The 23,215-nt window shown below is 39.6% G+C and carries 20 protein-coding genes and 1 tRNA gene; 12 read left to right on the plus strand and 9 right to left on the minus strand.

Going from position 1 to position 23,215, the window contains the following annotated elements:
• Window positions 1-66: 66 nt before the first annotated feature.
• The 5 genes from M3P19_RS11640 (at window position 67) to M3P19_RS11660 (ending at window position 7,845) form a co-directional block, all read left to right on the plus strand.
• On the plus strand, window positions 67-2,415 hold the full coding sequence (locus M3P19_RS11640; RefSeq protein ID WP_249657854.1) for a PSD1 and planctomycete cytochrome C domain-containing protein: 2,349 nt from the start codon (window positions 67-69) through the stop codon (window positions 2,413-2,415).
• Between the two features lie 2 nt (window positions 2,416-2,417).
• Window positions 2,418-3,908, plus strand: a complete 1,491-nt coding sequence (locus tag M3P19_RS11645) for a DUF1501 domain-containing protein (protein WP_249657855.1) — start codon at window positions 2,418-2,420, stop codon at window positions 3,906-3,908.
• Complete coding sequence (locus M3P19_RS11650) at window positions 3,908-4,942, plus strand: NHL repeat-containing protein (RefSeq protein ID WP_249657856.1); 1,035 nt, start codon at window positions 3,908-3,910, stop codon at window positions 4,940-4,942. Before M3P19_RS11645 ends, M3P19_RS11650 begins: the two co-directional genes overlap by 1 nt.
• 110 nt (window positions 4,943-5,052) lie before the next feature.
• Window positions 5,053-5,790: a chitobiase/beta-hexosaminidase C-terminal domain-containing protein gene (locus M3P19_RS11655; RefSeq protein ID WP_249657857.1), complete on the plus strand. Its 738-nt coding sequence runs from the start codon at window positions 5,053-5,055 to the stop codon at window positions 5,788-5,790.
• 9 nt (window positions 5,791-5,799) lie between these two features.
• Window positions 5,800-7,845: a c-type cytochrome domain-containing protein gene (locus M3P19_RS11660; protein WP_249657858.1), complete on the plus strand. Its 2,046-nt coding sequence runs from the start codon at window positions 5,800-5,802 to the stop codon at window positions 7,843-7,845.
• Here the strand turns inward: M3P19_RS11660 and M3P19_RS11665 are convergent.
• The 3 genes from M3P19_RS11665 to M3P19_RS11675 all read right to left on the minus strand — a co-directional run bounded on the left by M3P19_RS11665 (window position 7,842) and on the right by M3P19_RS11675 (window position 10,224).
• The gene (locus M3P19_RS11665) at window positions 7,842-8,966 is read right to left on the minus strand and encodes a formylglycine-generating enzyme family protein (protein ID WP_249657859.1); all 1,125 of its coding nucleotides are present in this window, start codon (window positions 8,964-8,966) and stop codon (window positions 7,842-7,844) included. The two genes, M3P19_RS11660 and M3P19_RS11665, sit on opposite strands and share 4 nt — an antisense overlap.
• A gap of 32 nt (window positions 8,967-8,998) precedes the next feature.
• On the minus strand, window positions 8,999-9,646 hold the full coding sequence (locus M3P19_RS11670; RefSeq protein WP_249657860.1) for a bifunctional 4-hydroxy-2-oxoglutarate aldolase/2-dehydro-3-deoxy-phosphogluconate aldolase: 648 nt from the start codon (window positions 9,644-9,646) through the stop codon (window positions 8,999-9,001).
• Window positions 9,647-9,894: 248 nt separating this feature from the next.
• A complete protein-coding gene (locus M3P19_RS11675; RefSeq protein WP_249657861.1) occupies window positions 9,895-10,224 on the minus strand; it encodes a YegP family protein in 330 nt (109 codons plus the stop codon).
• A gap of 484 nt (window positions 10,225-10,708) precedes the next feature.
• On the opposite strand from M3P19_RS11675, the gene M3P19_RS11680 reads away from it, so the two are divergent.
• Genes M3P19_RS11680 through M3P19_RS11710 form a run of 7 tightly spaced genes read left to right on the plus strand, consistent with a single transcriptional unit; the run spans window position 10,709 to window position 17,418 of the window.
• Entirely contained in the window at window positions 10,709-10,948 is a 240-nt protein-coding gene (locus M3P19_RS11680; protein WP_249657862.1) for a chaperone NapD, read from the plus strand.
• Between the two features lies 1 nt (window position 10,949).
• Entirely contained in the window at window positions 10,950-13,280 is a 2,331-nt protein-coding gene (locus M3P19_RS11685) for a molybdopterin-dependent oxidoreductase (protein WP_249657863.1), read from the plus strand.
• 1 nt (window position 13,281) lies between these two features.
• Window positions 13,282-13,977 (plus strand): cytochrome c3 family protein, encoded by a 696-nt coding sequence (locus M3P19_RS11690; protein ID WP_249657864.1) that lies wholly within the window; start codon window positions 13,282-13,284, stop codon window positions 13,975-13,977.
• Window positions 13,974-14,591 (plus strand): cytochrome c3 family protein, encoded by a 618-nt coding sequence (locus M3P19_RS11695; RefSeq protein ID WP_249657865.1) that lies wholly within the window; start codon window positions 13,974-13,976, stop codon window positions 14,589-14,591. Before M3P19_RS11690 ends, M3P19_RS11695 begins: the two co-directional genes overlap by 4 nt.
• A gap of 15 nt (window positions 14,592-14,606) precedes the next feature.
• Entirely contained in the window at window positions 14,607-15,761 is a 1,155-nt protein-coding gene (locus M3P19_RS11700; RefSeq protein WP_249657866.1) for a 4Fe-4S dicluster domain-containing protein, read from the plus strand.
• Between the two features lie 26 nt (window positions 15,762-15,787).
• Window positions 15,788-17,032 carry a sulfate reduction electron transfer complex DsrMKJOP subunit DsrP gene (gene dsrP / locus M3P19_RS11705; protein ID WP_249657867.1) on the plus strand — a complete coding sequence of 415 codons (1,245 nt, stop codon included), beginning with the start codon at window positions 15,788-15,790 and terminating at the stop codon, window positions 17,030-17,032.
• Window positions 17,033-17,046: 14 nt separating this feature from the next.
• Complete coding sequence (locus M3P19_RS11710; protein ID WP_249657868.1) at window positions 17,047-17,418, plus strand: DUF7009 family protein; 372 nt, start codon at window positions 17,047-17,049, stop codon at window positions 17,416-17,418.
• A 5-nt stretch (window positions 17,419-17,423) separates the two neighbouring features.
• Here the strand turns inward: M3P19_RS11710 and M3P19_RS11715 are convergent, their stop codons facing one another.
• The 6 genes from M3P19_RS11715 to trxA all read right to left on the minus strand — a co-directional run bounded on the left by M3P19_RS11715 (window position 17,424) and on the right by trxA (window position 23,181).
• Window positions 17,424-18,104 carry a LytR/AlgR family response regulator transcription factor gene (locus M3P19_RS11715; RefSeq protein WP_249657869.1) on the minus strand — a complete coding sequence of 227 codons (681 nt, stop codon included), beginning with the start codon at window positions 18,102-18,104 and terminating at the stop codon, window positions 17,424-17,426.
• Window positions 18,105-18,121: 17 nt separating this feature from the next.
• The gene (locus M3P19_RS11720; protein ID WP_249657870.1) at window positions 18,122-19,129 is read right to left on the minus strand and encodes a sensor histidine kinase; all 1,008 of its coding nucleotides are present in this window, start codon (window positions 19,127-19,129) and stop codon (window positions 18,122-18,124) included.
• 81 nt (window positions 19,130-19,210) lie between these two features.
• Window positions 19,211-21,502, minus strand: coding sequence for a TonB-dependent receptor (locus M3P19_RS11725; protein WP_249657871.1), 2,292 nt, complete (start codon window positions 21,500-21,502; stop codon window positions 19,211-19,213).
• Between the two features lie 153 nt (window positions 21,503-21,655).
• A tRNA-Asp gene (locus M3P19_RS11730) sits at window positions 21,656-21,729 on the minus strand.
• A 123-nt stretch (window positions 21,730-21,852) separates the two neighbouring features.
• On the minus strand, window positions 21,853-22,782 hold the full coding sequence (locus tag M3P19_RS11735; RefSeq protein ID WP_249657872.1) for a DUF58 domain-containing protein: 930 nt from the start codon (window positions 22,780-22,782) through the stop codon (window positions 21,853-21,855).
• A gap of 81 nt (window positions 22,783-22,863) precedes the next feature.
• Window positions 22,864-23,181 (minus strand): thioredoxin, encoded by a 318-nt coding sequence (gene trxA / locus M3P19_RS11740; protein WP_138835863.1) that lies wholly within the window; start codon window positions 23,179-23,181, stop codon window positions 22,864-22,866.
• Between the last annotated feature and the right edge of the window lie 34 nt (window positions 23,182-23,215).

Consider the following 23,215-nt stretch of genomic DNA (forward strand, 5'->3'; position numbering starts at 1 on the left):
AATTTTATTGGATAAGTCATCATATCTAGGTAGCTTAAATGCGTTTGCAAATAAATACCTCAGGAGATGGTCCTTCAAACTAAACTCAATGTCTTAGTAAGGCAATTTTTAATAGGAAGTTTTTCCGCACTAATTCTTATTGGTTGCGGACAAAAAAAGGGCGGTTATATCGCTCAAGATGAAGGTGAATCTGTTGTCGCGATTCCTGATTCGGTTGATTTCTCCTTGCACATTAAGCCAATTCTGTCTGACCGTTGTTTTGCCTGTCATGGCCCAGATAAAAACGCTATAGAAGGCGGATTGTCGCTGCATAAAGCAGAGGATGCGTATGCCGCAATTGGTGAAAACAAAGATCGTTATGCGATTGTTCCTGGTGATTTGAATAAAAGTGAGTTGGTTAACAGGATACTTAGTGAAGATCCAAATTTGGTTATGCCACCTCTTGAGTCCAATCTTACATTATCGACCAGCGAAAAAGAATTATTGAAAAAATGGATTGAACAAGGTGCCGTATATAAAAAACATTGGGCATTTGTACCTCCAGAATCACCATCAATTCCTAACATAGACAACGATAGCTGGAGTCAGAATGAGATTGATAAATTCGTTTTGCAAAAATTAGGTGATCAAGGATTTACACCGTCAGAACAAGCTTCAAAAGAACAATTGATTAGGAGGGCATTTTTTAGTATTGTTGGACTACCGCCAAGTGCCGAACAGGTTACTGATTTTGTCAATAATACCACCCCAAATGCTTATGAACAAGTTATAGACTCTCTACTTGGGACTTCTGACTATGCTGAATACATGGCCGCCGATTGGATGGATGTGGCACGTTATGCGGACACCCATGGATATCAAGATGATTTTGAACGCATCATGTGGCCGTGGAGAGACTGGGTTATTCATGCGTTCAATAAAAATATGCCCTACGATGAATTTGTAACCTATCAGTTGGCAGGAGACATGCTGCCAAACGCGTCCAAAGAATCCATTTTGGCCACAGGTTTTAATAGGAATCACAAGATTACTGCAGAAGGCGGCGTTATCCCAGAAGAATATCGAATAGAATACGTAGAAGACCGAACTAATACGTTTGGCACTGCATTTTTGGGGCTTACTTTGGAATGTTCAAGATGTCATGACCATAAGTATGATCCTGTAAGCCAAGAAGAACATTTTCAATTGTTCAGTTTTTTCAATAATGTTGATGAGGATGGGTTAATGGCCAATGCCCAAGTAATACCGAAACCATATATTAATATTAGCAAAGAAGAAGCCAATGGTGTTCTGGATTTTGTGAATATGACAAATACCACAAAAGATGTTAAGGTGATGGTTATGCAGGATATGTCTAAACCTCGTGATGCCTTTGTTTTGAATCGAGGGGCTTATGATCAGCTGGGAGATCAAGTTCATGCAGACACTCCTGAAGCTATTATGCCATTTCCTGAAGATTTGCCAAAGAACAGATTAGGCTTGGCTAAATGGTTGTTTCATGACGATAATCCGTTAACGGCTAGGGTGTCTGTTAATCGTATATGGCAACGTATGTTTGGAAAAGGATTAGTGGAAAGCTCATATGATTTTGGAAATCAAGGGGCTTTACCCTCACATCCCAAGCTTTTGGATTATTTGGCTATAAAGTACAGAACCGAAGGGTGGGACATGAAAAAAATGATCAAGTACATGGCTATGTCCGCCACGTTCCAACAAAGCAGTGCCATTTCTGATGAAATGCGCGAGAAAGATCCAGAAAACACCTATTTGGCGAGGGCAACCAGGTTAAGGTTAGGTGCCGAAATGATTCGGGATCAAGCATTGAAATTAAGCGGATTGTTGAACCCTGAAATAGGTGGTCCAAGCGTTAAACCGTATCAACCTGATGGAATTTGGGAAGAAACCACAGGTGGCGGCGGTGGAAGCACTGCTAGATATATCCAAAGTGAAGGCAAGGACCTTTACCGAAAAAGTCTCTATACATTTTGGAAACGTACGGTACCACCTCCAAGCATGATGACATTTGATGCGGCTTCGCGCGATTTATGTACGGTAAAACGACAGGAGACCAATACTCCGCTACAGGCGCTTGTTTTATTGAACGACCCACAGCTCATAGAAGCGGCTCGTGCCATGGCTTCCAAAGCGTTGGTTGAGGATTCGTTACAAGGACAAATTGGGTATATATTCCAAAATGCCACATCTCGCAGACCGGATACTGCAGAAATGGATGTGCTACAGAAATTTTATGAAGATGCTTTGGCCAAGATTGAATCGGGCGAAATCATCCCAGAAGAGTATTTGGCAATAGGGGAGTATGAACCTGAAATATCAGTTTCACAAGAGACCTTGACAGCCTTGTCGTTGACAGCACAGACCATTTTCAATTTGGATGAAACTATTACACGCGGATAATCATGGGTGAAAAGAAAATATTGGCAGATAATGCCCTTAACATGAATAGAAGGGCATTTTTAGGGAAATCCGCCTTAGGTATAGGTGGAGCAGCTCTTGGCACCCTACTTGGATGCAATTTTTACCAAAAAGAGGGGGAATTGTTGACCAAGACTGACAATCCTATGGGGATTAAAGGAATCCTTCATTCCCCGCATCATGCTGCAAAGATAAAGCGTGTGATTTACCTTTTTCAAAGTGGAGGGCCATCACAATTTGAGCTATTTGACTATAAACCACTTTTAAATCAAAGAAGGGGCGAAGACCTTCCGGAGTCTATTCGCAATGGTCAACGTTTAACGGGAATGACCTCTGGACAGGATAGTTTTCCGTTGGTTGGTTCCTTATATGACTTTAAGCAGTATGGTAAAAACGGTACATGGATAAGCGATTTACTCCCTTATACTGCAAAAATGGCGGATGACATCTGTGTGATCAATTCCATGTTTACTGAAGCGATAAACCATGATCCTGCTGTAACGTTTTTCCAAACAGGCTCCCAACAACCTGGTCGACCAAGTATTGGGTCTTGGTTAAGCTATGGCCTTGGAAGTGAAAATCAAAACTTACCAGCTTTTACGGTTTTGTTGTCTAGAGGTAGCGGTAGACCCAATGGACAGCCATTGTATACACGACTTTGGGGTAACGGTTTCCTACATTCCTTGCATCAAGGGGTTCAATTTAGGGCAGCGAAAGACCCAGTTTTGTATCTAAATGATCCACAAGGGATCTCCAAATCGACAAAAAGGGCCATTCTCGATAATTTGGCGGAGTTGAATGAAAAACAATACCAAGAATTTGGTGACGAAGAAATTCAAAGTCGAATTGCACAATACGAAATGGCATATCGTATGCAGACTTCGGTCCCAGAAGTAATGAATACCGAAAAAGAACCGGATTACATTTATAAAATGTATGGTGCTGATGCAAAAATCCCAGGAACTTATGCCGCCAATTGTTTGTTGGCAAGAAGATTGGCAGAACAAGATGTGCGCTTCATCCAACTATATCACATGGGATGGGATCAGCATGCCAATTTACCAAGTGCCATAGAAAAACAAGCTAAGGATGTTGATCAAGCTTCCGCAGCTCTTGTCGCCGATTTGAAGCAACGTGGATTGTTGGATGATACCTTGGTCATATGGGGTGGGGAATTTGGACGAACAAATTACTCGCAGGGTATACTTACGGATACTAATTATGGGCGTGATCATCACCCAAGATGCTTTTCCATGTGGTTAGCAGGAGGAGGAATCAAGCCGGGAATTGTCTATGGTAAAACAGATGATTTTGGTTACAATATTGTCGAAAACCCAGTGCATGTTCATGATTTCCAGGCCACTTTATTGCACTTATTGGGTATTGACCATGAGCGCCTAACCTATAAATATCAAGGTAGACGATTCCGATTAACCGATGTTGAAGGCCATGTGGTCAAGGATATATTAGCCTAATGAGACGAAGAAAATTTATAGAAAATAGTGCGTTGGCCAGTTTAGGCATAGCAGCCGGAAGCTCACTTTCCTTTACTGATAAATTTTGGAAAGACGCCCTGATAGGTCATGGAACGCATCAATATAAAATTGATCTGGAGTGGGGGAAACTCAATAACGAAAAATTCCCTGTTAAAGATTGTCATGAAATGGTTCAAGATGCCAAAGGACGCATTATTCTTTTAACGAACCACACTAAAAACAATATTCTAATATATGACCGCTCTGGTAAATTGCTGGATTCATGGGGGACCGAGTACCCTGGAGGGCATGGACTGACGCTTCACGATGAAAATGGAACCGAATTTCTTTACATCTGCGATAATGAAAGACATGAAGTCATTAAAACAACTTTGGATGGCGAAGTGATTCAAGTATTCCCTTTTCCCCAGGAAAGCGGGAAATACAAGTCAAAAGAAGCTTACATTCCGACGGAAACCGCAATAGCAGACAACGGAGACATCTATGTGGCTGACGGTTATGGCTCTCAATACATCACGCATTATGATGCCAAGGGCAATATCAAGAACATTTTTGGAGGCAGGGGTGATGGCGCGGAACATTTTGATAACGCACACGGTATTTGCATAGATAAACGCAATCCCGGTCAACCTCATCTATTGATCACGGCTCGTCAGCAAAACAAATTGAAACGTTTCACAATGGAAGGTGAATATATGGATTCAATCGATTTGCCGGGAGCGTATATCTGTAGACCAGTAATTCATAATAGTCATGTGTATTTAGCAACCATATGGTCTGGAGATGGCTCCGAGGGGACTGGTTTTATATCCGTATTGGATGCCAATAACAGACTTATTTCTGCACCTGGAGGGAGTACGCCTGAGTACCAAAATGGCCAATTAAACCATATGCATCAAACGCTGAAGGTTTTTCGACATCCACATGATGTTTGTATAGATGCTGATGAGAATATCTATGTGGCACAATGGAATTCTTGGGGAACTTATCCCATAAAATTGTATCGGGTATGATTGGCTTTCAATGCTTTTTAAAGAAAAGGTCAAAAACCAAAAATCGACTTTTAATCCTCCTGTTTGCATTAAATTCAAGCTTTATCTTCATCGCTTGTCAATCCAAAAAAGTGGATTATCTAAAAGCAGAATCCATTCAACTGGCTTCCCCATCTATCAGAATAGATTCAGCACTGTTTGGGACATCTGCAAAAGTGTCGCTGAACTTGGCAGAAGTAGGAGCAACACTCCATTATACGCTTGATGGCAGTTTGGTGGACGAGAATTCCACACAATATATTGATCCCATTGAAGTAACTGAAACTGGAATTTTGAAGGTTCGGGCGTACCATCCAGAATTTTCAAAAAGTGATGAGCAATACGTTACGTTTCGCCAATTGAAAAATGATATTTCGATGGCAGATGTAGCTTTACTTACGGATCCGCATTCGTCCTATCCCGGAAGGGGCTCTAGAACATTGATTGATGGAAGAAAAGGAGGACTTAACTTTCGAAATGGAGACTACTGGTTGGGATTTCAGGATGGTGTGGTAGTTATCAATCTAGCTGTGGGCAAAGACTTGGAATACGATAAAATTGTGCTCAGTGTTTTGCAGGATCAAGATTCTTGGATTTTTAGCCCTTCTTCGGTGGAGGTATCTTCCAATGGGAATAGTATTGGGAGTATAAAACTGGAAGAAAGTTCCAAGGCAGGTAAAAAGCAATTGCAATACATAGAAATACCTATAACATCAAAAAATAACCAACAACTTACCATAACCATATATCCACTGAAAGGGATTCCAGATTGGCATCCAGGAAAGGGCACATTGCCTTGGACATTTGTGGATGAGATCATGGTGGAATAATAGTCTTTAATGCAACTCGGAAATTTACACCCCTTATTTGTCCATTTACCCATTGGGATATTGATTATGGCTTTTTTGATGGAATTGTTCTATTGGAAAAAACCAGAACCAAAGGATAATGGCACTATCAAGTTAACCTTGGGTATTGGTGCGCTTAGTTCCGTGTTGTCTATTGTAACAGGTTGGCTCCTTGGAGATAATGGAGGTTATGATGAACAATTGTTAGACCAACATAGATGGATTGCAGTGGCTTTTTCAATTGGTGCATTGCTATTGTTCTTTCTAAAAAAATCAACAAATAATACTACTCAAAAACTTTATATACCTGTTTTTGTACTAGTGCTAATATTGCTGACACTAACTGGCCATTATGGGGGGAGTCTTACCCATGGAGAGGATTTTCTCATGGCAAAAAAATATGAGGACCCGGTAATTGAAAATGTAGAAGACGCTGTGGTCTACACGGAGATTGTTCAACCCATATTGCAGCAAAAATGTGTGAGTTGCCACAATAGCGGCAAGGCAAAAGGCGGTTTACTCTTAACATCCAAAACAGAGATCATGAATGGAGGTGACTCTGGAGCTTTGTTGGATACTATGCAAAATGAAGATCGCAGCTTGTTGATGCATCGGATACATTTACCTGAAGAAGAGGAGGAGCACATGCCACCAAAAGGAAAGATGCAGTTGACTTCAGAAGAAATTTTACTGCTGGAATGGTGGCTGGAAAACAACTATTGTTTTGATTGTTTGGTCAAGGATTTACATCATGAAGGAAGATTGACTACAGCTTTAGAAGCCTTGGAAAAAGATACTTCATCAGAAGCACTATTGGCTGAAAAGGTAGATGCTGTACCTCAAGATTTTATTGCGCAATTGGCACAACAGAATATTTCCGCTCAACTGGTGTCAGAAGATATGCCGTTACTGGCGATAAACTTCTTGAAACGAAAGGATCTTACTGCAGAAGATTTTGAATTGTTGGAAAGCTATGATGAAAACATTGTTCAAATCAATTTGGGATATACTAACATTGATGATATCTCAATTAAATGGCTGAAGCCATTCAAAAACTTAATCAATCTACAATTACAGAATACTACGGTGACCAATTCTGGATTGAAGGAAATTAAGCGTTTTGAATTGTTGGAATCGTTGAACTTATATGGAACGGCAATTGATGATAAAGGCCTTGCAGAATTGACCAAACTTGAAAATCTTAAAAAATTATATGTGTGGCAAACACCTATTACCAAGGAAGGTCTTTTGGCTTTTAAAGAAAGCAATATGAATCTTCTAATTCAGGGACAGATTGCCGACAGTGTCTTTGCGGCCAGCACATTAGGTCCACCCACAATAATTGCAGAGCATGAAGTTTTCCATGACTCCATTCAAGTTGTTTTGGAACAATTTTTTGATGGGGCCAAAATTTTCTATCGCCTGGATTCCCAAAATAATGATACTGTTCCCAAAGAATATACAGAACCATTTTACCTGCATGAAACAGGTACTTTAAGAACTTTTGCCACCTTGGATGGATGGGAACCTAGTTTAGAGAATACCAAGGATTTTCTTAAAAGTGGTGTCGCTGTTAGTCAAATTAGCTTAAAATCCAGACCACACCCAAAATACATTTCTAAAGGCGGTCAGACGCTAACCGATTTAACAAGGGGGACTACTAATTTTGTTGATGGGAATTGGTTGGGCTTTGAAGCCAAGCATATGACTGCAACCGTTGAATTTGAAGAACCAAGTACTATATCCCAGATTGCTGTAGGTAGCCTATCTATGCCCGATAACTGGATTTTCAGTCCAATTGGGTACACGGTATGGGGGTCTGAAGATGGAAACTCGTATTCAAAACTGACATCTGTTCAATTGCCATTGGATTCCCCTTCAATTACACTGGTACGACAGATTTACAATATTGATATTCCCCCAACAAAGCTCAAGAAGCTCAGATTGGAAGTGAAAAGCCCATTAAAAAATCCAGATTGGCATCAGGTTCCTGGGGGCGATAGTTTCATCTTTTTGGATGAATTGGTCTTCAACTAATTCTTGTTAGCGGAGCTTACATCCATTACAGTTCGAAATCCCAAATGCTCGAGAGAAGAATCCAAACTGGTTGCCATTCGTGCTGTAATACGATAGCTGGCGCAATAAGACGCACTGCATAAGAAAGAACCGCCTTTTATAACACGTTCCACGGCATAAGGATTCCCGTTGTTATAAGCTATTGAGGCACCTTTCGGGTTATGCTGGGTATATCCCATGTCTTTTTGCTGTTGGTAGTAATTGCTGTTGTACCAATCACTAGTCCATTCCCACACATTCCCTGCCATATCATAAAGGCCATAGGCATTAGGAGGATAGTTCATCACTGGCGCACGACGGGTATACCCATCCATTTCGTCATTGGATTCAGGAAATTCACCTGTCCATGTATTTGCATGACGGTTTAGCTCAGCGGTTTCATTACCCCAAAAATGAATGCCAGATTCGTTTCCTCCACGCGCTGCGTATTCCCATTCCGCCTCGGTGGGTAAACGTTTTCCGGCCCAATTGCAATAGGCAACGGCATCCTCATAGGCAATGTGCACCACGGGTTCATTGTCTTTTCCATGAATTGAGCTTCCAGGGCCGTAAGGATGTTTCCAATTTGCGCCTATGGTCCATTTCCACCACTGGGAATAGTCCATTAGGTTACTGACTTTTCCTTTTTGGAATACTAAAGATCCCGGCTGCAATATAGAATCATGAGGTTTAGGAGTGCCTTCAGGAAGTTGTTTTTTCATTTCTTCCCAATCAATTTCCCTTTCCGCAAGGGTTATATACTTGGTTTCAGCAACAAACTTGGCGTATTGGGCATTGGTTACTTCCGCAATGTCCATAAAAAAGCCATCAACAGCAACTTCGTGACTTGGCTTTTCATGAGCCATGGCCATTCCATCTTGTGGTATAGCTCCTTGGGTGAAGTTACCACCAGGAATCCAAACCATACCCTTAGGAACTTTTACCTCATCAGGCATTTCCTTGATGACTGTAAAGATGGGTTGCGGTGCTATTTTTTTAAGAGATTCCTTCTCTTCGATGGTAGTGTTTTCTTGTTTGCCTTTACAGCAAACGGATAATACCAATATGGAAGTAATTAACCACGTAAACGTTGCGGATTTCATTTTCTATTTTTTACTATTGGAAAGCTGCCAAACTACGATTCAATGCCGTTGATCAATGATTTAATTTCCTTGGCGTTGGCCGTAATCTTGTCCCATTCTTCGTTCACAATCATCTCTCTTTTAGCTACCCATGAACCACCTACGGCACTTATTAGTGGGGATTCCAGATATGCTTTGGCATTATCCATGTTCACACCGCCTAATGGAATGAATTTAAGTCCAAGATGCTGGTAAGGGGCTGCCATGCTTTTTAAATGTTTCAGTCCACCTGAAGACTCGGCAGGGAAAAACTTGAGAACCCTACAACCTTCCTGAACTGCCATTTCAATGTCCGTCGGCGTCATGATTCCCGGTGCATAGGACAGTCCTTTTTTTTGTGCCATTCGAATTATTGAGGGATTGCATCCAGGAGCTACCGCAAAATCGGCACCAGAATCTAAGACGTTGGTCACTTGCTCTACGGTAAGTACCGTGCCATAGCCAAGCGTAAGTTCAGGAAATGCGCTTTTCATTTGTTTGCCTGCGTCCAAGGCAATAGGTGTCCTTAGTGTTAATTCGATAGTGTCGATTCCTCCTTTTAGCAGTGCCTCTGCCAAGGGGACTGCATGTTTTAACTCGTCAACTACCAAAACGGCGATAACGCCTGTACTATCAACTTTTCGAATTATTTCCGGGGTCATAATTTTAATTCCTTGAAGGGTTAACAATCTTGTGCATCGATAATAAGAGTATAGTAAACTCGATTAGGCTAAAATCGTCAATAGTGGGAATAAAAGCAAAGGATTCCAATCACTTTACACATATTAAACAGAATTAAGGGAAATGGCACTTTTTAAAACGGTGTACTTTGTTCGAGATGAGATGGTTTTAAACAAAAAAAACAGCCCTAAAAGGGCTGTGAATACATTACGCTATTGGTAGCGATAATTTAGGAATTATCCACTGTATCTGCACCTGGAGCGTTGCTTTTCACCGAGGCAATACCGTTTTCCATTGCTGAAGCGCTGGAGTACATTTCACTAGCTCCGATTACCTGTCCGTTGGATGCCTTAAGATTGAAATAAGGGCTTCCATCCTTTGCTGTTTTTCTATCGTAGCGATTATCGTCTTGGGAATTGGTTTTTACGGATTCAATTCCATTTTCGCATGCAGATTTGGTAGTGTAAGCTTCACTGCTAAGTATAACTTGTCCGTTTCCTGCTTTTAAATTGAACCTAAATTGCCCTGATTTGTCTGTCTTGATTTCGAATTTACCCATGGTAGTATTTTTTTATTGTAATAAAACTAAGTTTTTTATTAAAACTATGCTAATTAGACACATCAATATCCATAAAGTCACATAGATACTTGCACCTTTCAAATTCACTTTTATTAGATGCAATACGAATCCAGGATATTCCAAAATTTATGAGATAGTGTTTTGTTTAACCTTGGAATATCAAAACGTATTCTATTTCAATAGCATGCTAATAAAAATAACAGGAGATCACAATTGAAATAAGGATGTTCTAATATCTTGATGTCTGAATTCAACAGTTGGGAATGTTTCTTAAAATTTAATGAAGCCTTAAACAAACCCTATAAACGGTTCCTCTTCCCTATTTTGAACGAATTTAAACTAGACTGATTTTCGGCTTTACGACCTTCTCGATTTTGCTAAACACTTAGCATTCATTAATTTAAAGGAGCATACCTTGCTCCCCCACTTTTTTTAAGTTTCAGAAGTAACCAATATCTAGATTATGCCTATCAAAAGTTATTTAGTGCATCCAAACCTTGGCAAAAAACAGTTGCTTCATACAGCATTGTCTCAAATAGAACAATGTGAAGTAATTCCGGCCGAAAATGAAAATCTATTGATTTTGGTTACCGAAACGCAGAATAAAACCGAAGAAGAAAATCTTCAAGAACGCCTTTCTCTTTTAAAGGATATCAAACTAATGGCTTTAGTGTCTGGCTTTAACACTCCCAAAACATTTTGATATGTATGAATCACTAAAAACTAACCGGAGGGATTTTGTAAAGAAAATGGCTGCTTTATCGGCAATGACAGCGGCAGCAGGTATGTTTCCTGGAATTGTATTTGCTTCAGAACAGGAAAAAGGAATTCCGGCGAATGCCAATTTAGATTGGAAGAAAGCGCCTTGCAGATTCTGCGGTGTAGGTTGCGGAGTACTGATTGGTACTGAAAATGGAAAGGCAATAGCGGTTAAAGGTGATCCAAAATCCCCAGTGAACAAAGGATTATGTTGTGTGAAGGGATATCATTCTATAATGGCATTGTATGGTTCGGACAGGCTGACCCACCCATTGGTCAAAAAAAATGGACGTTATGTTCAAACAACCATGGATGAGGCTTTGGACCTAGTTGCTTCCAAAATGAAGGAGACCATTGCGGCACATGGAAAGGATTCGGTATCTATTTATGGATCCGGACAATGGACCATACCTGATGGATATGTTGCATCCAAACTGTTTAAAGGATGTATAGGTACTAATAATGTAGAAGCCAATGCTCGCCTATGCATGGCAACAGCAGTTACCGGGTTTTTATCGTCCTTTGGATTGGATGAGCCCATGGGTTGCTATGAAGATATAGACCATGCTGATACGTTTGTGTTGTGGGGCAACAATATGGCAGAAATGCATCCAGTTTTGTTTTCCAGATTGCTGGATCAGCGAATGAAACGAGGGGTGAAAATCATTGATTTGGCTACTCGAACCACTCGCACAAGTATGGCAGCTGATAAATCCATCATATTTAATCCACAGACTGATCTGGCTATTGCAAATGCAATTTGTTATGAGATTATTGCAAATGGCTGGATGAACAAATCTTTTGTGGATGAGCATTGTAGGTTTAGCAAAGGATTGACCAATATGGGGTATGGTTTGGAAGATAACTATGCTTTTACGGATAAACCTGAAGGGATTTCATTTGAAGACTATAAAGATTTTCTAGAAGATTATTCGCCAGAAAAAGTATCCAATTTAACAGGGGTGTCAGTCAAGGACTTGAAGTATCTCGCAGCACATTTTGGTGACCCAAATAAAAAGGTGATGTCATTGTGGTGTATGGGAATGAATCAACATTCTCGAGGAACTTGGATCAATAATTTGGTATATAATATCCATTTGTTGACGGGTAAAATATCAAGCCCAGGCAATAGTCCTTTCTCTTTAACAGGACAACCTAGTGCATGCGGCACGGTGCGTGAGGTGGGTACATTAACCCATAAACTGCCACATGGGGTTGTGGCGAACAAGGAGCATCGTGAGTTTGCAGCAAAAATATGGGGCGTACCTGTTGAAAATATAGACCCCAAACCCACCTATCATACTGTAGAAATGTTTAGGGCACTGGACCGTGGTGATATTCGATTTATGTGGATACAGGTCACTAATCCAATGGTAACAATGCCTAAACTTAAAAGATATCGGGATGGAGCTAAAAAAGAAGGTAGATTCATTGTGGTTTCTGATGTGTATCCTACACCAACTACAGACATAGCAGATGTAATATTGCCTTCGGCCATGTGGGTGGAACGTGAAGGTTTATATGGTAATTCGGAACGACGAACCCAACATTTTGAACAAATGCTTGAACCGCCAGGCGAGGCTATTAGTGATACACTTCAATTGATTGAAGTGGCCAAACGCCTTGGTTACGAAAAACAATTTGGATACAAAGAAGATACCCATATTGCTGAGATTTATAACGAATACCGTAGGCATCACGAAGGTAAAAAGCACAATTTAGCTCCTCTAGAAGTTTTAAAATCGCAGTCGGGCGCATTGTGGCCTTATGTTGATGGAAAAGAAACCAAATGGCGCTACAATTCAACCTATGATCCAGCTTGTTCCAATGGCAAGGATTTCCATTTTTACGGCAATAAAGACGGCAAAGCTGTAATATGGCAACGTCCGTATGAACCTGCTGCAGAGGAACCTGATGCCGATTATCCTTTTTGGTTAGGTACAGGTAGGGTAGTGGAACATTGGCATACGGGTTCAATGACACGGAGGATTCCTGTGCTTCATCAATCCATGCCACATTCCTATGTGGAATTGCATCCAAAGGATGCTGATAGGATGCAAATTAAAACAGGTGATAAAGTAAAACTAACAACAAGACGAGGGGAGATTACCTTGCCAGCTTCAGTAAATGAAAGAGGTGTTCCAGCACCTATGCAGGTGTTTGTTCCGTTTTTTGATGAAAGTATGCTCATTAATGATATTACATTGGACTCTTTTTGTCCAATTTCCAAGGAACCTGATTACAAAAAATGTGCTGTAAAAGTAGAAAAGGTATAGCATGAAAAAGCGATTGGGAATCTTGCTGATATTCGCGCTGTTGTTCGTTGGGTTTTTAGCGAATTGGACTTATAGTTATTATAAGGGACTCGAGGAAGCGTACATACCCATTCATGAAACAGCACCATTGCCAATAATCCCTTCAGAAAAGAAGGTGTTTGAAAGGGCTGGATTAGCCATGGAGTATCTACAAATGCCCCAGGATGAAAATCATCAACGCACACTTGCAACCTACTATGATAATCGAGCTTATCCAGGAGCACCGCCAAGTATACCCCATCCAGTTAAAGAAAAACTGGGAATGGGTGGAAAAATCTGCCTCCAATGCCATCAAAATGGTGGATTTGTTGAAAAATTCAGCGCTTATGCTCCTGTTACCCCGCATCCTGAAATGGTCAATTGTAAACAATGCCATGTTGAGCAATTGGTGAGGAATAGCTTTGAGGCTTCCAATTTTTATAAAAAGCCAGCACCTCAGGTAGGGGTAAACAATGCTTTGCCGGGAAGTCCGCCAGTAATGCCCCATCCATTACAAATGCGGGAAAACTGCCTAGCATGTCATGCAGGTCCTGCGGCAGTTAAGGAAATCTGGGTGGACCATCCTGAGCGAATTAATTGCAGACAATGCCATGTTCCAAAAGAACATGAGCTTCAAAATGTGGAATTATTTGTAAGAACCAATACCCCAAGTAAATGAAATTGGTTAGACTCATATCTTGTTCCATGCTAATTTGTGCCGCAATTGCTTGTAAGCATAATGAAGCCGAATACCATAGTTTGAAGGAAAAAATTGATGAAGAAAGCAAATCTTATCATGACCCAGGAATTTCTTCAGAAGCTTTTTTAGGCGATGTCAATACTATTGAAATAACCGAAGGGGGACATTCATTTTTGATTCCGGAAAGGAAGAGTCAGATGCAATCTTATGCTTGTTCAGAATGTCACAATCGGCCGCTTGGACAAATGCAACAAAAAGGCAAATCAAAGCGAGCGCATTGGGATATTGAACTCAACCACGCCAATTCCAATGCGATGAATTGTGCAACTTGTCATAATGGGGATAATATGGATGAAACGTTGAGTTTAACTGGTAATCCCATTGATTTCAACAGGAGCTATTTATTATGTGCGCAGTGTCATAATTCACAATTTGAAGATTGGAAGGGTGGGGCACATGGCAAAAACATCGGTGGATGGGCACAACCAAGAGCGGCAATGACCTGCATAAACTGCCATAATCCGCATCAACCGCAAATAGCGTCAAAATGGCCAGTACGATTTAACTCTCATATGGAAGAAGAAAGAAAATAGCTAGCAAGGAATTTTATGGAAGCGAATAAAAAATGGTATCAGTTGGATTTGGGACTTGGAAATAAAAAAACAAGCCAAACAACTTGTGGTTGTGGGAAATCAAGTGGTGGATGTGGCTCTACTAAGGAGGATAGCCGGCAAGCAACGCAGTCTATATCAGCAGCTGAATTCGATGCTGCTGTAGAGCAAGAAATTATGGGGGATACAGCTGTCGCCCAAACACAAAAAGATGGATTTCAACAAGTTTTTGATGTGAAGATGGACCGCAGGACCGCATTTAGAAAATTAACCGCAAGCCTATTGGTTGGAGCTGGTGCGGTACATACTTCCTGTAGTATTACCACTAGTGGAGAAGCCAAGGAAAAAGCACAGATTGATTGGGAAGAGCAATTCAAGGGCAATTATAAATTAATGACCCAAGAAGAAAAACAAGCAACAGTTGATCGTTTGGTTCGGTCTTACCAATTAAGAAAGAAAAAAAATATAAAAATGACAGCAACTGATGCTTCAAAGGACGTGCTATTTGGTTATGCTTTCAATATATCCAAATGTCAAGGTTATATGAACTGTGTCAGTGCTTGTGTAGAGGAAAACAATCAGGATCGCAACTCAGAAATGCAGTATATCCGAATCCACGAAATGAAAGATGGACAAGGATTCAAATTCAATGAAGCCGATGATAATTATTATCATGAAGTTCCTGCTGAAGGGCATTTTTATATGGGTACACAGTGTTTTCATTGTGATAATCCTCCTTGCGTGAATGTTTGCCCAGTGGAGGCAACATGGCGGGAAGAAGATGGGTTGGTGGTCATAGATTACGATTGGTGTATAGGTTGCCGCTATTGTATGGCTGCATGCCCATATGATGGTAGAAGGTTTAATTGGAGTAAGCCTGAAGTTCCAGAAGAAGAGGTGAACAAAAACCAGCATTATTTAGGCAACCGATTGCGTAAAAAAGGGGTTATGGAAAAGTGCACATTTTGTGTACAACGTTCAAGATCGGGTAGAGATCCCGCTTGTGTGGAGGCCTGTCCTACTGGTGCAAGGATCTTCGGTAACTTATTAGACCCCAATAGTACAATACGCTGGGTACTTGAGAATAAACAGGTTTTTAGACTAAAGGAAGATTTGGGTACAGAGCCCAAATTCTGGTATTTCATGGATTGAAAACAACAGGGCTAAACAATTTATAAATGGAGACGTTCAGAGCTTTTAGAAGTATGGTTAGGGATAGTTTGGGTCATATTACCCATGGTTCCAAGGTCTACCATTTATGGATGTTCCTGCTCACAGTGGTTATGTTAATAGGAATGTATGCCTATTACATACAATTGGAACAAGGTTTGAGTGCTACTGGTATGACCGACCGCGTTAGCTGGGGATTGTACATTTCGAACTTTACTTTTTTGGTCGGAGTTGCTGCGGCCGCAGTTATGTTGGTTATGCCTACCTATGTTTTACATGATATTGATTTTAAGCAGGCGGTATTGATTGGTGAAGGACTGGCAGTGGCTGCACTCATAATGTGTTTGGCTTTTATCGTTGCTGATTTGGGAGGTCCTGCTGTTGCATGGCATTTGATACCCTTTATTGGAGTATTCAACTTTCCTAATTCCATGCTGGCTTGGGATGTGATTGTTCTGAATGGTTATTTGTTTATCAATATTACAATCCCATTGTATATTTTATTTCGACACTATCAGGGAAAGGAAGCCAAGCATAACATCTATGTCCCTGGAGCTATTCTCTCTGTTTTGTGGGCAGTGGCCATTCATTTGGTCACGGCATTCCTATATCAAGGACTTCAGGCGAGACCATTTTGGAACAACGCATTATTGGGACCACGATTTTTGGCTTCGGCATTCGCTGCTGGACCAGCATTGATCATATTGGTTTTGGCGGCTATTCGAAAATTCTCAGAATTTAAGATTCCTGATAAGACCATTCGTAAGATTGCCATAATCGTGACAGTTGCTGCGCAAATCAATTTGATTATGCTTGTATCTGAATTGTTCAAGGAATTTTATGCGCCAACGCACCATAGTGAAAGCGCTATTTATTTGTACTTTGGATTAGAGGGAAAGAATGCATTGATGCCATGGATATGGACAGCAATACCCTTGAACGTATTGGCTACTGTTTTACTTACTGTGCATAAATTCAGAAGCAATTTTAAGATTTTATATTTTGCTTGTTTTATCTTGTTCGTAGCAATATGGATTGAAAAAGGGTTTGGATTGATAGTTCCTGGATTCATACCAGGACCTTATGGGAAAATTGCAGAATATACACCCACATGGGTTGAGATTTGGGTCACCTTGGGTATCTGGGCTTTAGGCGCATTTGTATTTACCATGCTTGCCAAAACAGCTATTGGAATAGAACTAGGTAAATTGCGATACCGTAAAAAAGAAACTATTCAATCAGAAACCCATTAGTTAATTAAAGGCATATGAAAATTAGAATTAGGGAAAATTCAATTCGTTTTAGATTGACCAAATCTGAAGTTCAGAAATTATGTGACGAAGGTGTATTTGAACAACAAACAAAGTTTGATGATTCAGTTTTCTCATATGCCGTGAAGGCTACTGCAGCATTTAAGAATCTACAAGCGCAGTTTTCTAATGGAACAATTACGCTATTAGTGCCAAATGAGTTACTTAGGGAATGGTATAAGAATGAAAAAGTTGGATTTTACCATACCCAGAATCTAAATAATGGGGAATCCTTATCGTTGACACTTGAAAAGGACTTCGTGTGCATGGATGAAACCATTGAGGACCAATCTGATAATTACCCGAATCCCAAAATGCTTCAGGGTTAGATTGTTTAATGACTCCGAAGAAGCTGCATAAAATCCTTTTTGTACGTCACACCAATTGGAATTTTATGTTCACCAATTAAGATTTGGTTACCCTCTACCTTTTCTATTTTGTTGGGGTTGATTAGAAAAGAACGATGAACTCTTACAAAGCCATCATTTTTTAGTTCCTTTTCCCAATTGTTCATCGTGTCCTGAACTAATAGCTTATTGTTTTGGTAATAAAAATAAACGTAGTCCACCTCAGATTTTAAGAACAGGATTTCGGCTTTACGTATCTTATAGAAAGTCTTATCGGCATAAACAAAGAGTAGGTCATTTTTTATGGTAGCTTTCTTATTGGCCAACTTATTCTGAGCTCGCATCATTGCTTTCAGAAAACGTTGATATGAAAATGGTTTTAATAAGTAATCATCAACTGCCTCTTCAAAAGCATCCACGGCATAATCACGATAGGCAGTTGTGATGATAATAATGGGTTTTACCTCCAAATTTTTCAAAAACTCAATACCATTGGCTCCAGGTAGTTGGATATCCAAAAAAATTAAATCGGAATCGCCTAAGGTTTTTGGCGCTATCCCTACTATTGAATCGTAAATTTCGATACACTCCATTCCTGGGGTCTGCGCTATGTATTTGGTCAACAACTGTTGCGCTGGCTCCTCGTCTTCTATGATAATACACTTCATGTACTATAATTGATTAGTTAATCTCTTAGTTCAATTTCAAGATGAATAAGGAATGTTTTTTCACTTTGTTTGATACTCAGATGATGCTTGTTCGGATAAATCAGTTGTAGTCTCTTTTTGGCATTTTCAAGACCTATTCCGCTTTCTTTCCAGCCTTCACTTTGTTTTTTGGAATAGTCAGGGTCAAATTGGTTTCGCACCTTTAAGTTAAGGATTCCATTTTGTTCTTGAACGCTAATAGATAGGGGTACCTGCTGGCCTTCGGTCATAGTGGAGTGTTTAAAAGCATTCTCAACAAAGGGAATCATTAGTAATGGTGCTACCTCCAATTCCGAATTTTCAATATTTTTATGGTATTGTATGGCGATTTTTTTGCCCATTCTGGCCTTTTGTAATTCGATATAATCATCAATGAATTTCACCTCTTTTGATAACGTAACAGTAGGTTTGTCACCTTCATGCATCAAATAATGAAAACTGTCCGATAACTTTAGGATTTTATCTGCCAGGATTTCGTCCTTATGTACCGCATCAGAATAAAGCATGTTAAGGGTGTTGAATAAAAAATGAGGGTTTAATTGTGCCTTGAGGCTTTTTAACTCAGCTAACACCTTTTCCTTTTCTACTTGTTCCAATTGTCGTTGATGATCCATATTTCTCTTGATCAACAACAAGGCAATAAAAAATGTATTTACTAGAAGATATTCTGCCGATTTATTGATGAAACAGGTACGAAGGTCACATTCACATTCCTGCGAATTCAAATAGCAGTTCAAAGAAACAATAGCAATCAGAACAAAAAGGATGATTACATAATTTGGCCAATAACGATTCTTTCGAGAGAGTAAAAAATAGGTAACGTATACAGAAACTGCCATGAATAACGTATTTCCAATAGCTTCTGTTGGGTTGTAAACTAATGCTCTGTAGTAACCAAATTTAATTATAGGATAGGTAATATATATGCACCAAAACAGTACATGCAGCCCTACTTCTACGTATTTTTTATGCAGTGCTTTTCCCATGTCATCAATTTACATCAAATTGTTTTGAGCTGATTCTTAACGGTTGCTTCTTATCCAACTTCTTTTGGTAAAATACCACAATCATTCAATTATTCCACTGTTGTATTGCCTAGCCTTTTTGGCACGTTCTTTCACAGTGCCACCACTAAGAGTATATGTAAAAGTAAGATAGGCAATAGTGGACTGTGGGTTATAACTGTCATTTTGAACAAAACCAACACCCGTATTGGTACTGGTACTGCCAAGATTGGAAAAGATATCTGTTATTCTCAAGTTTAGGTTTCCTTTTCCATCAAATAGCTTATGCCGAAATCCAAGATCAAAACTGCTGTAATTGCTTTCAGCAAGAAAATAATAATCACGGGGACCATAATATCTCCATGAAATTACAGCATTGGTTTTTTTGGATAGCGTTAATTGATTTCTGAAAACCAAGCTTGTGCTTCTGCTGAAATTAATACCTAATCCAAGTTGATCAATTCTTAATTTCTCATAATTCCAATTAAACCCGATACTTCCATCCCACCAAACCAAAGGCTTGAAAGTTGTAAGCAATTCCAGTCCGTAAGAATCCGCCTTGCCATTGTTGATGAGGTCATATACGTTAACACCAGCATCATTAAGAAAGTAATTGTAGGTGATGGCATCTTCTTTTAGTCGATATGACAGGGTTGGAGAGAAGCTGAAATTCTTTTTTTCAAAGCGATATGAAACGTCAAAATTGTTTGAGAACTCTGGATTTAATGATGGGTTGCCTTGGTTTAGGGTAAATTCATTGGGTTGAAAGGTAATTGGGTTGATTTGAATTAGTGTAGGTCTGCTTGTTCTCCTATTGAATCCAAAGGTTGCGGTATTTTCTTCATTCCAATTGTATTTGAGGTGTACAGATGGGAAAAGATTGGTGAAATTATTTTGGATGGAAAAATCAATTGCTTCCAAATAGGCTTCCCTTTCAAAATGTTCACCACGCAGACCTAATTGAATATTGAGCTTTGGTAGGTTATGTTGTAGCGAAGCATATAACGCGTAGGTTGATTGGGTGTTTTCAAAATTTTCCTGGGGTAAGGGAGTATTGTTTTCGATAAAGACTCTAGAGTTGTCAAGATTTTGCCGATTCCAAAGTAATCCTGTTTCCAGTTTTGTGGATTCACTTAGATTGGTTGAAAGATCAATCGCAGTATTGTAGATAATTACATCATTGTCCGTGCTGTTGTCCAATACACCTAGATTGGGCAAGAAATCACTTGCCAACACATTGGTGTTGTTGGAAATTTGGGCGTCCACCTCCAGATAATCTTCTTGGTTGAATTTATATCTATAGTTTCCATTGATTTTCAGCGTTCTATGGATGTGGTCACCTAGTGTATTTTGAGTGGTATTTTCACCATTTAAAAAAATGATTGCATCGTTATCCAGTGTATGTGAATTATCCGTGAAATCCAGCCCTATGGAAAATTCATTTTGGTCATTGGGGAACCAATCAATAGTGCCATTGAAGTTATAGACATCTCCGTTAAAGACTAAATCGTTTTCCTGCCTAAAAGGTAAAATGTCATTTCTGTCCTGTGTGAATTCGTATTTACTTATGTTTTTGGTATAAGACCCGCCAATCTTGTAACTGATTTTTTCTCCGCCGTAGTTCAGATTTATTCGAGTTCCGTAGCCACCTAGTGTATTGCCATTTAAGTTGGTGCTGAAATTGACCCCTTTCTGGATTTTGCTCTTGGTAAGAATATTTATAATACCAGTAAGTCCGTCCGCTTGGTATTTTGCGGATGGTGAAGTGATGATTTCAACTTTTATGATTTCATCGGCATTGATTTGTTGTAGTAATTCGTTGTTTTCGAGTGGTGATGGTTTTCCGTTTACCAGTACACTTACGTTATTACTTCCTCTAAGACTTATGTTCCCGTCTCGGTCCGTTTGTACTTCGGATAATTGACTCAAAATAGTTGTGGCATTACCGCCAGATGCCAATAGATCCTTACCCACATTGATGACTTTTTTATCAATCAACTGTAAAACGGTTGTTTGTTCTGCTGTTACCACCACTTCTTCCAATGCGGTTTCCTCTTCTTCCAATATAATAGTTAACTCCTCATTGTTTTCTATGATAATTGAGGAGCTATAGGTTTTAAAGCCAATAAAACTGGCTTCCAGTATATAATCACCTGCCTCATAAGCAAGTGTGAAAGTGCCGTTTTCCAATGTGGTGGTACCTTCTAAAAATTGGTTTTCGAGAGTTTTAAGGATAATTGTTGCATAGGGTATAGGTTGTTGTGAAATACCGCTGATGACCTTTCCGCTTATGGATTGACCCAGTATGAGTTGTGTTCCAAATAGGGTAATTATTAATAATGAGATTGTTCGCATTTCGATTGATTTTGATATAAATCTATCAGTGCGATGAAATCAATCGAAGTTTAATCTGTGGATGCTGGTAAACAATCTGTGAATGCAGTATTACCTTGTTGAAGGCAATAAAAAAATTGCATAAAAAAAGCTCCGAATTTTCGGAGCTTTTTGCGGTCTGGACGGGACTCGAACCCGCGACCCCCTGCGTGACAGGCAGGTATTCTAACCAACTGAACTACCAGACCAATGATTTTATCTTATTAAGACTCCAGCAAAAGCGGGATTCAAATCTTGTTCATGCTTTTTGCAAAGCGATTGCAAATATACATTGTCCTTTTTGATTCGCAAAAGTTTTTTTGAAAAAGCAACTAAACAAATTTTTGTCGCTCAATCATAAAAGTATTTAAGACCTGTGCAAAACTGGAACGGACATCCACTCCAACATACTTTATTTTGTATTGACCGCATTTCAGTTGTAAGGCCGACTGGTATTCTTGGACCTTTTTCTGATAAGCTTCTTTCACATTATCCGCATATAAATCGATATGGGCCCCGGACTCCATATCCACAAAACGCTTTGGAGTATTATCAAAATCAAAATTAAGTTCATGGGTGTGATCCATCAGATGGAACAGTACCACAGAATGCTTGTTGTACTTTAAATGTCGCAATGCTTCAAAAAGTTGCGCTTCCTCGGTTTCAGTTTGAAACATATCCGAAAAAAGAAAAATTAGACTTCTTCTATGGATTTTTTCCGCAATGTGATGAAGGTAAGTGTATGTTTTAGTGCCTGATTTTGAATCTGGACTGTTGCTTACTTCGTTTAGTTTGGCATAGAGCATCTGAAAGTGACGTTCGCTGCTCTTCTCTGAACTATAAAAATTATAGGTGTTGGAGTAGATGCTTAGGCCAACAGCATCACGTTGCTTCTTTAAGATTTGCATGAGGGCAGCGATGGACAAAACACCAAAACCAACTTTGTTGAGGTTGTCCAATGTAAGTTCAGCTACCTTGGGGAAATACATGGATGAGGAATTGTCCAAGATCATATGGCACCTTAAATTGGTTTCATCCTCGTAGCGCTTAGTATAAAGCCTATCTGTTTTGGCAAAAAGTTTCCAGTCGATATGTTTGGTACTTTCACCTGGATTGTAAATTTTGTGCTCGGCAAATTCTGCAGAAAAACCATGAAAAGGACTTTTGTGGATACCGCTGATAAACCCTTCAACAATTTGGTTGGCCAATAGCTCCAAGTTTAGGAAAAGCTGGGATTTATGTAATTCTGTCCGGAGATCCATGCCTAAAAGTTGATGGTCAAGTTAAAACAAAAAAGGTTTGGCAATTGCCAAACCTTTTGTAAAATTCCGAAGGAATAAATTTTATAATACCGCCTCTATAGCGTCAGTATAAACTTTCTTAGGGGAAACTCCAACCTGACGGTTTACGATTTCACCATTTTTGAAAACCAATACGGTAGGAATGTTACGAACACCATATTTAGCGGCAAATTGTTGATTGGCATCAACATCAACTTTACCAACTACTGCTTTTCCTTCATATTCCTGACTAACTTCTTCAATGATTGGACCAACCATTCTACAAGGTCCGCACCATGCAGCCCAAAAGTCAACTACAACGGGTTTGTCGCTTTTAAGTACTACTTCATCAAAGGTTGCATCTGTTATTTCTAGTGCCATTTTATTTATTTTAATATTCGCAAATTTAGTCAAT

The organism is Flagellimonas spongiicola (genome assembly GCF_023502425.1).
Taxonomy (GTDB): domain Bacteria; phylum Bacteroidota; class Bacteroidia; order Flavobacteriales; family Flavobacteriaceae; genus Flagellimonas; species Flagellimonas spongiicola.